Genomic DNA, 12551 nt, shown 5'->3' with positions numbered 1-12551 from the left:
GTTATCCACAGGCAGGTGCACGTATAACTTGGATAACCTGATCAGGGTTCACTGCGCAGCACCAATTCGACCATCAAATCATCCGCCAGGGTTTCCAGGCGCGATTGCAGCACGTCCAGGGACAACGTCAGCGGCACGGCGAGAATCGCTTCGGCGTGGAACAAAGGCTCGCTGCTCATCGGCGCAGGACGTACTTCGGTCACCAGACGCTCCAGGTTCACCCCCTGTTCACTCAGCAGACGCGTGATGTCGCGTACGATCCCGGGGCGGTCATTGCCCACCAATTCCATGGCTATGGGTTTCCAGGTGCAGGATTGCTCGATTCCGCTTTCGGCAATCAGCACGCGAATGCCGTGGGCGGACAACGCCTGTAGGGCATCGACCAATTCATCGTAGGCCTCGGCCGGCACGCCCACGCGAAGAATCCCGGCGAACTGCCCGGCCATGCGTGACATGCGGCTCTCCAACCAGTTACCGCCGTGCTCGGCAATGCATTGGGCAATGCGCTCGACCTGCCCAGGCTTGTCCGGAGCGAATACAGTGAGTACGAGGTGGTCCATGGCGCAGCCCTCTTGTCATGACTTTTGTTATAGAAAAGCAAGTATAGGCAAGGGACCGGAATCAGCCCGGCACTACTTTTTTGTGGCGAGGGAGCTTGCTCCCGCTGGGGCGCGAAGCGGCCCCCTGAATAGCCCAGACGGACCGCTTTCGCTGATTTTGCGACTGCTGCGCAGCCGAGCGGGAGCAAGCTCCCTCGCCACAAAAGCAAGGCCCCATAGCAGGGCAATGAAGATTATGTGTACAACTTTTTATATTTAACTGGAACAATCCAATAGTTTTTTGAGAACATCCCGTTCCCCGACGTGACCGCAATGCGTCATGGCGTCGCAGAACGACGTATTTAGTCTAATTTTCACAAGCGCAATTCATCATGTAGTATGCCGCAGCGCGCACTACATAACGCTGGATCGATGTCTGCCGCAGGTGCAGCCACAACCTGAAAGCCCCGTCAGCACGGCCTCAACGCCGTTGATTGGTCATAACCCAGCCGCCCGCAATGGCATGTACTGGTCAACAGGTTTGTGGTTTAAATGCCAGAGGCTTCATTGTTAAATTGAAGAGCTGAAAAGCGAAATAGCTGAGCAGAGTGAGGCAAGCAATGACTGAACACGTTCAAGTCGGTGGCCTGCAGGTCGCCAAAGTCCTGTTCGACTTCGTGAACAACGAAGCCATTCCCGGTACCGGCCTCACCGCCGATAAGTTCTGGGCCGGTGCCGACAAGGTCATTCATGACCTGGCGCCGAAGAACAAAGCCCTACTCGCCAAACGCGATGATATCCAGGCTCGTATCGATGCCTGGCACCAGGCTCGTGCAGGTGTTGCGCACGATGCGGTGGCCTACAAAGCCTTCCTGCAAGACATCGGTTATCTGCTGCCAGAAGCGGTTGATTTCCAGGCAACGACGCAAAACGTCGATGACGAAATCGCCCGCATGGCCGGTCCACAGCTGGTGGTTCCGGTGATGAACGCCCGTTTCGCGCTCAATGCCTCGAACGCCCGTTGGGGTTCGCTGTATGACGCGCTCTACGGCACCGATGCCATCAGCGAAGCTGACGGCGCGGAAAAAGGCAAAGGCTACAACAAGGTTCGCGGCGACAAGGTCATCGCCTTCGCCCGCGCCTTCCTTGACGAAGCGGCGCCATTGGCTGCCGGCACTCACGTCGATTCCACCGGCTACAAGATCGTTGACGGCAAACTGGTGGTCGCCCTTAAAGGCGGCAGCAATACCGGCCTGCGCAACGATGCACAGCTGATCGGTTTCCACGGCGATGCCGTCGCACCGACCGCGATCCTGCTGAAAAACAACGGCCTGCACTTCGAAATCCAGGTCGACGCCAGCACCCCGGTCGGCCAGACCGACGCTGCCGGCCTCAAAGACATCCTGATGGAAGCCGCGCTGACCACCATCATGGACTGCGAAGACTCCGTCGCCGCCGTCGATGCCGATGACAAAGTGGTGATCTACCGCAACTGGCTCGGCCTGATGAAGGGCGATCTGTCGGAAGAAGTCTCCAAGGGCGGTCAGACCTTTACCCGCACCATGAACGCCGACCGCACTTATACCGGTGTCGATGGTAAAGAACTGAGCTTGCATGGTCGTTCTCTGCTGTTCGTGCGCAACGTCGGTCACCTGATGACCATCGACGCGATCCTCGATAAAGACGGCAACGAAGTGCCGGAAGGCATCCTCGACGGTCTGGTCACCAGCCTCGCGGCGATCCACAGCCTCAACGGTAACAACTCGCGCAAGAACAGCCGCACCGGTTCGGTCTACATCGTGAAACCGAAGATGCACGGCCCGGAAGAAGCCGCGTTCACCAACGAGCTGTTCGGTCGCATCGAAGAAGTGCTCGGCTTGCCACGTAACACGCTGAAAGTCGGGATCATGGACGAGGAACGCCGTACCACGGTCAACCTCAAGGCCTGCATCAAGGCTGCCAGCGAGCGTGTAGTGTTCATCAACACCGGTTTCCTCGACCGTACCGGCGATGAAATCCACACCTCCATGGAAGCCGGCCCGATGGTGCGCAAGGCGGACATGAAGGCCGAGAAGTGGATCGGCGCTTACGAAAACTGGAACGTCGATATCGGTTTGAGCACCGGCCTGCAAGGTCGCGCCCAGATCGGTAAAGGCATGTGGGCAATGCCGGACCTGATGGCTGCGATGCTCGAACAGAAAATCGCTCACCCGCTGGCCGGTGCCAACACTGCCTGGGTTCCATCGCCGACCGCTGCCGCGCTGCACGCGCTGCATTACCACAAGGTCGATGTGTTCGCCCGTCAGGCCGAACTGGCCAAACGTGCGCGCGCTTCGGTGGATGACATCCTGACCATCCCGCTGGCCGTCAATCCAGACTGGACTGCAGAGCAGATCAAGAACGAACTGGACAACAACGCCCAGGGCATTCTCGGTTATGTGGTGCGCTGGATCGACCAGGGCGTGGGCTGTTCGAAAGTGCCGGACATCAATGACGTCGGCCTGATGGAAGACCGTGCGACGCTGCGAATTTCCAGCCAGCACATCGCCAACTGGCTGCGTCACGGCATCGTCACCGAAGATCAGGTCATGGAAAGCCTCAAGCGCATGGCGCCAGTGGTTGACCGTCAGAACGCCAATGACCCGCTGTACCGTCCGCTGGCCCCGAACTTCGACAGCAACATCGCCTTCCAGGCGGCGGTCGAACTGGTGGTCGAAGGCACGAAGCAGCCGAACGGCTACACCGAGCCGGTCCTGCACCGTCGTCGCCGCGAGTTCAAGACTGCCAATGGCCTGTAACTAAGCGCTGACGCCGGACAAAAAAATGCCCTGATCGAAAGATCAGGGCATTTTTGTTTGGGAACGATCACCTACACATCCATTCCCAGCTCATGCTTGACCAGCGCCAACAGCTTGTCGGTATCGATAGGCTTGAGCAGAAAATCCACCACACTCAAATGCATCGCTTCGATGGCGTCTTTAACATCGGCGTCACCGGAGACAATGATGATCGGCAACGCCGCCCGCACCGACTCACGTACCTGACGGATCAGATCCAGGCCATCGACATTGCCCATGCGTAAGTCAGTGATCATCAAACCGATTGAAAGCTTTTTCAGTTCAGCTTCATCAACCAACATCTTGAGTGCAGTTTCGCCACTTGCTGCGGTAATGCATCGAACCCCACCGAGTTCCAGAATCTGCGACAACAACTCCCGCGCGTCTCTATCATCGTCAACGATCAATACCCTTTGCGTCGGCAGGGCAGGTTCCAGCATGAGGGCACTCAGCGCCTCGCGCTCGGCGTCACTCAAAATATCGTGGTCGGACATGGCTTACTCTACGATTTCATTTCTATTCCCTAGCACATCCGTCAGACATCGCTAAGCAGGCCTTCAATGTGCACTTCGTCGGAAAAATTTCCTATAGCCAATGTAGGAGGTTTTTCGCACAGTTGCGTCAGACATTTCCCAAATACCTACAGCTTCACGTCCTACCTAGACTTACGTCCAATGGGCACCCCGCGCGCAGGGGCCGACCATGGCTGAGTCATCCGACAACAACAATCAAAAGACTGCGGTAATGGTTATGAGTAAAGAGGATGCCTTCACACAGGCAGGGAAAACCGCGGTGTTGCAGAACATCCAGGGCACTTTGCAGTTCCTTCAGCGCTTCCCGCCCTTCAATCAAATGGAACACGCTCACCTGGCGTACCTGGTCGAGCAGTGCCAGCTGCGTTTTTATGCGCCCGGCGAGAGCATCCTCAAGCCCGCCGACGGCCCGGTCGAGCATTTCTACATCGTCAAGCAAGGCCGGGTCGTGGGAGAACGCCCGCATACGGCCAAGGGCGGCACCGAAACCACCTTTGAAATCACCACCGGCGAGTGTTTCCCCCTCGCCGCGCTGCTGGGTGAGCGCGCGACGCGCACCGAACATCTGGCCTCCGAAGACACCTTTTGCCTACAGCTGAACAAGCTGGCGTTCATCAAACTGTTCGCGCTTTCCAACGCATTTCGCGACTTTGCCCTACGCGGCGTGAGCAGCCTGCTGGATCAGGTCAACCAGCAAGTCCAGCAAAAAGCCGTGGAAACCCTCGGCACGCAGTACTCGCTCAACACCCGCCTGGGCGAATTGGCCATGCGCCATCCGGTGACCTGCAGCCCGACTACGCCACTGCGTGAAGCCGTGACCCTGATGCATGAGCAGCAGGTCGGCAGCATTGTGGTGGTCGACGAAAATAAAGCGCCGCTGGGGATTTTCACCCTGCGCGACTTGCGTCATGTGGTGGCCGACGGCACTGACGATTTCAACGAAGCCATCGAGCGCCACATGACCCGGGCGCCGTTTTTCCTGTCGCCGGACCACAGCGCCTTCGATGCGGCAATTGCCATGACCGAGCGGCACATCGCCCACGTCTGCCTGGTGAAAGATCATCGCCTGTGCGGCGTGGTTTCGGAACGTGATCTGTTTTCCCTGCAACGGGTCGATCTGGTGCATCTGGCGCGGACCATCCGCAGCGCCCAGAAGGTGGAAAACCTGGTCGCGATGCGCGGCGAGATCGGTCAGCTGGTGGAGCGCATGCTGGCCCACGGCGCTTCTTCAACCCAGATCACGCACATCATCACCCTGCTCAATGACCACACAGTATGCCGGGTGATCGAACTGACCCTCGCCGAGAAAGGCGACCCCGGCATTGCGTTCAGTTGGCTGTGCTTCGGTAGCGAAGGCCGCCGCGAACAGACGCTGCACACCGATCAGGACAACGGCATTCTGTTCGAAGCCCGGGACGCGGCCCACGCCGCCGAAATTCGCGGCAAATTGCTGCCCATCGCCCAGCAGATCAACCAGAGCCTGGCGCTCTGCGGTTTCACCCTGTGCAAGGGCAACATCATGGCCGGCAACCCTGAGCTGTGCCTGTCCCGGGCCGAATGGTCACGACGTTTTGCCGCGTTTATCCGCGAAGCCACGCCGGAGAACCTGTTGGGTTCGAGCATTTATTTCGACTTGCGGGTGGTCTGGGGCGACGAGCAAGGCTGCGAGCAGCTGCGTCAGGGCATTCTCGATCAGGTGAATGACAACCGCCTGTTCCAGCGAATGATGGCCGAGAACGCCCTGCGCAACCGTCCGCCCGTAGGACGTTTCCGTGAGTTCGTACTGGCTCGCAAGAATGGTGAGAAAGCCACCCTTGATTTGAAAGTCCAGGGACTGACGCCGTTTGTCGACGGTGCCCGACTGCTCGCCCTGGCCCATGGCGTCGAGGCGAACAACACGCTGGAGCGCTTTCGCCAATTGGTGGACAAAGAAGTCATCGAACGGCTGGACGGTGCGGCGTACGAAGAGGCCTATCACTTCATCCAGCAAACCCGCATGCAGCAACATCAGCTACAGACTCGGGAGAACTTGCCCTACTCCAACCGGGTCGATCCGGACAGCCTCAATCATCTGGATCGACGGATCCTGCGTGAATCCCTGCGCCAGGCCCAACGCCTGCAAAGCAGCCTGGCCCTGAGGTATCAGCTATGAGCCTGTTTTCATGGCTGCGTCCAGCAGGTCCCAGCCTTCCCTGCGACCTTCAACAACGCCTGCAACGCTTGCCACTGGCCGCAGAGCTGGGCGAATGCAGCCTGCGCGAACAACGCTGGGTGGTGCTCGACCTGGAAACCACCGGGTTGAACCTGAACAAGGATCGTGTGTTGTCCATCGGCGCGGTGGTGATCGAGGACGGCGCGATCGACTTCAGCCAGCAGTTCGAACGCACGTTGCAATGCGCCGACATGAAGTTGGCGCCCAGTGTGTTGATCCATGGCCTGGGGCCAAGTGCGATTGCCGCGGGCAGTGATCCGGCTCAGGCCCTGGTCGAGTTCATGGAGTTCGTCGGCGACAGCCCGGTGCTGGCGTTTCATGCGCCGTTCGATCAGCACATGCTCGGGCGCGCGCTGAAAGACCATCTGGGCTACAAGTTGCAGCATCCGTTTCTGGATGTGGCTGATATCGCGCCGCTGCTTTGCCCTCAGGCGCACATTCGCGATGCCGGGCTGGATCAGTGGATCGACTGGTTCAAACTCGAAGTGTTCGAGCGCCACAATGCCAGTGCCGATGCGTTGGCCACCGCTGAGCTGGCGTTGATTCTGTTCAGCCGGGCGCGGCAGTTGCAGATCCATAGCCCGTTGAATCTGCAGCAGCGGTTGAGTCAGTGGAAACGCAGACAGCGAGTGCCTTCCTTCTAAATCTCTGGCGCCTGGTCCGGCGCCTTCGCGAGCAAGCCCGCTCCCACAAGGTTCTGTGTCGTTCACCCATTTCGCGAACGACTCAAAACCTGTGGGAGCGTGGCTTGCCCGCGATGAACGATGACGCGGTTCAATTGAATACACGCCACTCAATCCAACCGACCAGCGCCAATTGCTTACCTCCCCCGCCTCTGCCACAATCGCGAACAATTCTCGTTACTTAACACTTCCCAATCGGTGATGCTGCGTGTCGTCAGTCCAAAGCCCTCAAAGTGAGCTCGTTGGTGCGTTGTATCGCGACCATCGCGGTTGGCTGTTGGCCTGGCTACGACGCAATGTGGCCTGTCCGCAACGGGCCGAAGACCTGAGTCAGGACACTTTCGTGCGTTTGCTGGGTCGTGAAGAACTGAAGGCGCCACGCGAACCGCGCGCGTTTCTGGTGGCGATTGCCAAGGGGTTGCTGTTCGACTATTTCCGCCGCGCCGCGCTGGAACAGGCCTACCTCACCGAACTGATGTTGATCCCCGCCGGTGAACAACCGTCGGTGGAGGAACAGCAGCTGATCCTCGAAGACCTCAAGGCCATCGACCGCCTGCTCGGCAAGCTCTCAAGCAAGGCCCGGGCAGCGTTTCTCTATAACCGTCTCGACGGCCTCGGACACGCCGAAATCGCCGAGCGCCTGGGCGTGTCAGTGCCTCGGGTTCGTCAGTATCTGGCCCAAGGCATTCGTCAGTGCTACGTCGCGCTGTACGGTGAGCCGGTATGAGTCCGGTCAGCTCCAAACCCGTCTCGGCGCAGGTGCTGGATGCCGCGATTGCCTGGCAGTTGTCCCTGGACTCCGGCAACCCGGTGGAGCGCGAAGAGTTCGCCAAATGGCACGCCGCCCACGAAGAACATGCGCGGGCCTGGCGCCAACTGGGCATGCTCGACCAGCGCTTCAGCGTCGCCAGTGGCCCGGCACGCACCGCGTTACTGCAATCGCGCGAAAGCATTCGCCGGCGCGTGCGCAAACTCGGCAGCGGCGTGGCCAGCATCGTGGCGGTGATCGGGTTGGCGTTGTTCGCCGGCGATCGTTATCTGCCGATCGACTACTGGCTGGCCGACCAGCGCACCGCCACGGGTGAGCAACGCACCCTGCGCCTGACCGACGGCACGCTGATCAACCTCAACACCCACAGTGCCGTGGATGTGCGCTTCGATGAAAAACAACGGCTGATCATCCTCCAGGAAGGGGAAATCCTCGTCGAAACCGGCCATGGCGATGCCCGGCCGTTCATCGTCGAAACCCGCGAAGGCAGCATGCGCGCACTGGGAACAAGGTTCCTGGTCAAGCGTGAAGAACAAGGTACACGCCTGAGCGTGCTGAAATCAGCGGTGGCGGCTCACCCCGAGTCGAGCCCGGAAGAGCAGATTCTGCGTGAAGGCCAGCAAGTCCTGATGCGCAGCAATGGCCTCGGGCCGATCGTCGCGCTCAACCTCGGCGCCGATGCCTGGACCCGCGGCATGCTGGTGGTGGACAACACACGGCTGGAAGACCTGGTCCATGAACTCGGTCGTTATCGACGCGGGCATCTTGGCGTTGCGCCAGAAATCGCCGACCTGCGCATCACCGGCAGCTTCCCGCTGCACGACACCGATCTGGCCCTGAGCGCCCTGCTGCCGACCCTGCCGGTGCAGATCGAACAGCACACGCCGTGGTGGGTGACGGTCGCGGCGAAGACTGACGCTAAATGATCGCTCCCACGCTCTGCGTGGGAATGCAGCCCGTGACGCTCCGCGTCACATGCCGAAGCGGACGCAGAGCGTCCATTGAGGCATTCCCACGCAGAGCGTGGGAACGATCCCCTGCCTCGCTCCATCAAAACGACTGGTTTACTGAATCGAAATTATTTTCAATCAGCCCTATCACTTTTGAATTCTCGTGCGGCACCTAGGCAATTGAGAAATATTTCCATTCAGGAGCCGCTGTATGTCCCGTTCGCTCGACACCGTGTTGCGCCCCAGTTTGCTGGCGATTGCCATTGCCCTTTGTGCCCCTTTGGCCAGTAGTCAGCTGATGGCCGCTGAACAGGTGTCCAGCGTTCGCGCCTACAACCTGTCGGCCGCGCCATTGGCCAGCACCCTGAACCAGATAGCCAGCCAGGCCGGCCTGGCGCTGTCGTTGAATCCATCGCTGGCGGCAGGCAAGACCTCGGCGCCGGTCAAAGGCCAGTTCGACGCAGCCAACGCCCTGCGCGAAGCCTTGCGCGGCACCGGTCTGCAACTGGAACAAAGCAGCACTGGCACCTTCAGCCTGGTGGCCGTGCCCGAGGGTGTGATGGCCCTGCCGGCGACCAGCGTGATCGGCGCGGAAAACACCGAGAGCGCTTGGGGTCCAGTACAAGGCTACCTCGCAAAACGTACGGCAGCAGGGACTAAAACCGATACGGCGCTGGCGGAGGCACCGCGGTCAATTTCTGTTGCCACCCGTGAACAGATGCAAGACCGCGCCGTGCAAAACCTGGATGACGCAGTCCGTTACATGCCCGGCGTCGTAGCCAGCAGCTACGGCAGCGATAGCCGCGCCGAGTGGTTGAAGGTTCGTGGATTTGAGCCCACCCAATTCCTTGATGGACTGCCCCTGCCCAAGGGCACCTATGCCATGCCGAAGATGGAAACCTGGGATCTGGAGCGTGTGGCATTGTTGCGTGGCCCGGCATCGTCGGTCTATGGCCAGACGCCTCCTGGTGGCTTGATCGATATGGTCAGCCGCCGCCCCGAAGACATTGCCAGCAACGAAGTGCAATTGCAGATCGGCAGCTATCAGCGCAAGCAGATCAGCTTCGACAGCACCGGCCCCATCGATGACGAAGGACGCTTTCTTTACCGTGTCAGCGGCGTGGTGCGAGACAGCAATACAGCCATCGAGCACAACGATGACAAGCGTTACAACATCGCTCCCAGCCTGACATGGAACATCGATCCCGATACCAAGCTGACGTTCCTGAGCCAGTTCAACCGTGACGACACAGGCATCACCAGCCAGTTCCTTCCTTTACAAGGCACCAAGCTTTCAACGCCTGCTGGCGAAGTGAAGTACCACAAGAATCTCGGTGATCCGGAGTGGGAGTTCTACGACAAGACCTATTACGCGTTGGGATATGCTTTTGAGCACCGGATGAACGATGTCTGGCAGTTCCGTCAGAACCTGCGCTACACCAAGAGCGACCTGTCCTTCCAAGGCATTACCGCAGGCGGTTTTTATGGTTCGGTGAGTGACGACGGTACCCTCGCCCGAGGTGCCAACATCGTCAACGAAGACATCAGCCAGTTCGCCGTGGATAACAATTTCCAGGCGGACTTCGATACGGGCTCGATCAGGCACACCGTGTTGCTGGGCCTGGACCACCAGCGCGTCAACACCAATTACAAATGGCTGTATGGCAGCGCGCCGCCCAGCAACATCATCACCCCGATCTACGGCCAGGACTTCAGCAACGTCAGCTACACCGCGTTCAATGATTACAACCAGAAGACCCATGACACAGGTCTGTACTTCCAGGACCAGATGGCCCTGGATAGCTGGCGCCTGACGTTGGGCGGCCGTCAGGACTGGCTGCACACCGATACGACTTTCTACAACATGAACGATGCAAAGGACACCCGCGACGACACCGCCTTCACCGGCAACGCTGCGCTGAGCTATGTGTTCGATTCCGGCTTTACACCGTACATCTCCTACGCCGAATCCTTCCAGGCGGAAGCCGGCGGCGCCAATGGCGAGGCGTTCCGTCCAGGCACTGGCAAACAATATGAGATCGGTATCAAGTACCAGCCTCCGGGCAGCGACATGTTGTTCACCGCAGCGGCCTATGACCTGACCCGCAAGGACATCGTGCTCAGTGACACCCTGGGTGTATCTCGCCCTCTGGGTGAGGCCAACGTGCGCGGGTTCGAGTTGGAAGCTACCGGAAACGTCAACGAGAACTTGAAATTGACGGCCGCGTACACCTACGCCAACAGCAAGATGACTAAAGTCACCGACCCTCTGGATAAAAACCGCCCACTCCCACTGACCCCGGAAAACCAGGCTTCTGCATGGGCTGATTACACGTGGCATACCGGTGTTCTGGATGGCTTTGGAATTGGCTTCGGTGTGCGCTATATCGGCGAAACCGACAATATCGCCATCGGCAGCATGGGCTTCGTACGCGATCCATCAGACGGCCATAGCAGTTCCTACACCGTCTATGACGCGGCAGTCCATTACGACCTGGGCCGCCTGAACAATACGCTCAAGGGTGTGAGTCTCAGCGTCAATGCCAACAACGTATTCGACAAAGAATACATTTCGACCTGCGACGGTTTTTACTGCTACTACGGCGACCGTCGCAACGTAATGGCCAGCGTCGGCTACAAGTGGTAACGCCTTGATTTGACACACCTGATATCCAAGCCGTCCCTCGAAGACGGCTTTGGTATTTCTGAAGGCTATGAAATGAAAAGCAAAACAATTCGCCGCTGGTCCTTCGTCCACACCTGGACCAGTCTCATCTGCACCGTGTTCCTGCTGATGCTCGCATTGACCGGCCTGCCATTGATCTTCCATCACGAGATCGACCACTTGCTGGGCGATGCCGCTGAATTGAAGACGATGCCGGCGGACACCCCGCATCTGAATTTGCAGCAGTTGGTGCTGGCCGCTGAAAAACATCGCCCCGGCGAAGTGATGCAGTATTTCGGCTTCGACGAAGACGAGCCCAACGCCGCGATCACGATCATGGCGGCCACCGCGGGCACTGAGCCGAATTCTTCTCACACCTTCATGCTCGACGCCCGCACCGGCGAAGCGCTGGAGATGCCGTCGGCCAACGGCGGCTTCATGATGATCATGTTGCGCCTGCACGTGGACATGTTCGCCGGTCTGCCGGGCAAGTTGCTGCTGGCGTTCATGGGCATTCTGTTCGTGGTGGCGGTTGTTTCCGGGACGGTGCTGTACCTGCCGTTCATGCGCCGCTTGAAATTCGCCACCGTGCGCCAGGACAAATCCACGCGCCTGCGCTGGCTCGATCTGCACAATTTGATCGGCGTGGTGACCTTGACCTGGGCCTTGGTGGTCGGCGTCACCGGCGTCATCAGCGCTTGCGCCGACTTGCTGATCGCCGCGTGGCGCAACGACAGCTTGAGCGCGATGGTCGCGCCCTATCGCGACGCGCCGCCATTGACCCAACTGGCGCCTGCGACCCGCTTGCTCGACATCGCCAAGGAAGTCGCACCGGGCATGCAGCCGGACTTCATTGCCTTTCCCGGCACACGCTTCTCCAGCGAACACCATTACGCGGTGTTCATGAAAGGCAGCACTCACCTGACCTCGCACCTGCTGACACCGGTGCTGATCGACGCCAGCACCCTGCAAGTCACCGCCGTGGCCGAACGCCCGTGGTACATGGACGCCATGGGCATGTCCCAGCCGCTGCACTTCGGTGATTACGGCGGCATGCCGATGAAAATCCTCTGGGCGACGTTGGATGGACTGACCATCGTCGTGCTCGGCAGCGGCGTTTATCTTTGGGTGGTGCGGCGCAAGGCGGCGAAACCGGTGCTCGAGAACGCGGAGAGTGCAGCATGAGGCCGCGGCAGTCGAATTTCTGGAAGGTGTTCTCCACCCCAACGGTGATCGCCCTGCTCAGCGCGGCGGGGTTGTTTTCCGCGTTGCTGGGCGATGGCATGTGGGACGCCTTGAGCTGGCTAGGCCTGGGCATTCCCGCCATCCTCGCCCTGCGCGGCCTGCTGCAACGCCGCTAAAA

The 12551-nt window shown here is 59.4% G+C and carries 10 protein-coding genes; 8 read left to right on the top strand and 2 right to left on the bottom strand.

The window, feature by feature from the left end:
- Positions 1-41: 41 nt before the first annotated feature.
- Positions 42-560 carry a glycine cleavage system transcriptional repressor gene (locus PFAS1_RS13760; protein ID WP_007947710.1) on the bottom strand — a complete coding sequence of 173 codons (519 nt, stop codon included), beginning with the start codon at positions 558-560 and terminating at the stop codon, positions 42-44.
- 599 nt (positions 561-1159) lie between these two features.
- Between PFAS1_RS13760 and PFAS1_RS13755 the strand changes: the two genes are divergently transcribed.
- A complete protein-coding gene (locus PFAS1_RS13755) occupies positions 1160-3337 on the top strand; it encodes a malate synthase G (protein ID WP_076029507.1) in 2178 nt (725 codons plus the stop codon).
- Positions 3338-3408: 71 nt separating this feature from the next.
- On the opposite strand, the gene PFAS1_RS13750 is transcribed toward PFAS1_RS13755, so the two are convergent.
- Positions 3409-3870 carry a response regulator gene (locus tag PFAS1_RS13750; RefSeq protein WP_074871465.1) on the bottom strand — a complete coding sequence of 154 codons (462 nt, stop codon included), beginning with the start codon at positions 3868-3870 and terminating at the stop codon, positions 3409-3411.
- 250 nt (positions 3871-4120) lie between these two features.
- Here PFAS1_RS13750 and PFAS1_RS13745 point away from each other — a divergent pair, with 250 nt between their 5' ends.
- The 7 genes from PFAS1_RS13745 to PFAS1_RS13715 all read left to right on the top strand — a co-directional run bounded on the left by PFAS1_RS13745 (position 4121) and on the right by PFAS1_RS13715 (position 12549).
- On the top strand, positions 4121-6061 hold the full coding sequence (locus PFAS1_RS13745) for a putative nucleotidyltransferase substrate binding domain-containing protein (protein WP_076031529.1): 1941 nt from the start codon (positions 4121-4123) through the stop codon (positions 6059-6061).
- Positions 6058-6765 (top strand): 3'-5' exonuclease, encoded by a 708-nt coding sequence (locus PFAS1_RS13740; RefSeq protein ID WP_076029506.1) that lies wholly within the window; start codon positions 6058-6060, stop codon positions 6763-6765. Before PFAS1_RS13745 ends, PFAS1_RS13740 begins: the two co-directional genes overlap by 4 nt.
- A gap of 247 nt (positions 6766-7012) precedes the next feature.
- Entirely contained in the window at positions 7013-7531 is a 519-nt protein-coding gene (locus PFAS1_RS13735; RefSeq protein WP_076029505.1) for an RNA polymerase sigma factor, read from the top strand.
- Positions 7528-8499, top strand: coding sequence for a FecR domain-containing protein (locus PFAS1_RS13730; RefSeq protein WP_076029504.1), 972 nt, complete (start codon positions 7528-7530; stop codon positions 8497-8499). Before PFAS1_RS13735 ends, PFAS1_RS13730 begins: the two co-directional genes overlap by 4 nt.
- Positions 8500-8734: 235 nt before the next feature.
- A complete protein-coding gene (locus PFAS1_RS13725; protein WP_076029503.1) occupies positions 8735-11170 on the top strand; it encodes a TonB-dependent siderophore receptor in 2436 nt (811 codons plus the stop codon).
- 72 nt (positions 11171-11242) lie between these two features.
- The gene (locus tag PFAS1_RS13720; protein ID WP_076029502.1) at positions 11243-12373 is read left to right on the top strand and encodes a PepSY-associated TM helix domain-containing protein; all 1131 of its coding nucleotides are present in this window, start codon (positions 11243-11245) and stop codon (positions 12371-12373) included.
- The gene (locus tag PFAS1_RS13715) at positions 12370-12549 is read left to right on the top strand and encodes a hypothetical protein (RefSeq protein ID WP_076029501.1); all 180 of its coding nucleotides are present in this window, start codon (positions 12370-12372) and stop codon (positions 12547-12549) included. The genes PFAS1_RS13720 and PFAS1_RS13715 overlap by 4 nt, the downstream gene beginning before the upstream one ends.
- The last annotated feature ends 2 nt before the right edge of the window (positions 12550-12551 follow it).

The organism is Pseudomonas frederiksbergensis (assembly GCF_001952935.1).
Taxonomy (GTDB): Bacteria; Pseudomonadota; Gammaproteobacteria; order Pseudomonadales; family Pseudomonadaceae; genus Aquipseudomonas; species Aquipseudomonas frederiksbergensis.
Note: the sequence above shows the minus strand (reverse complement) of the source record. Positions and strands in the feature narration are given on the sequence as shown.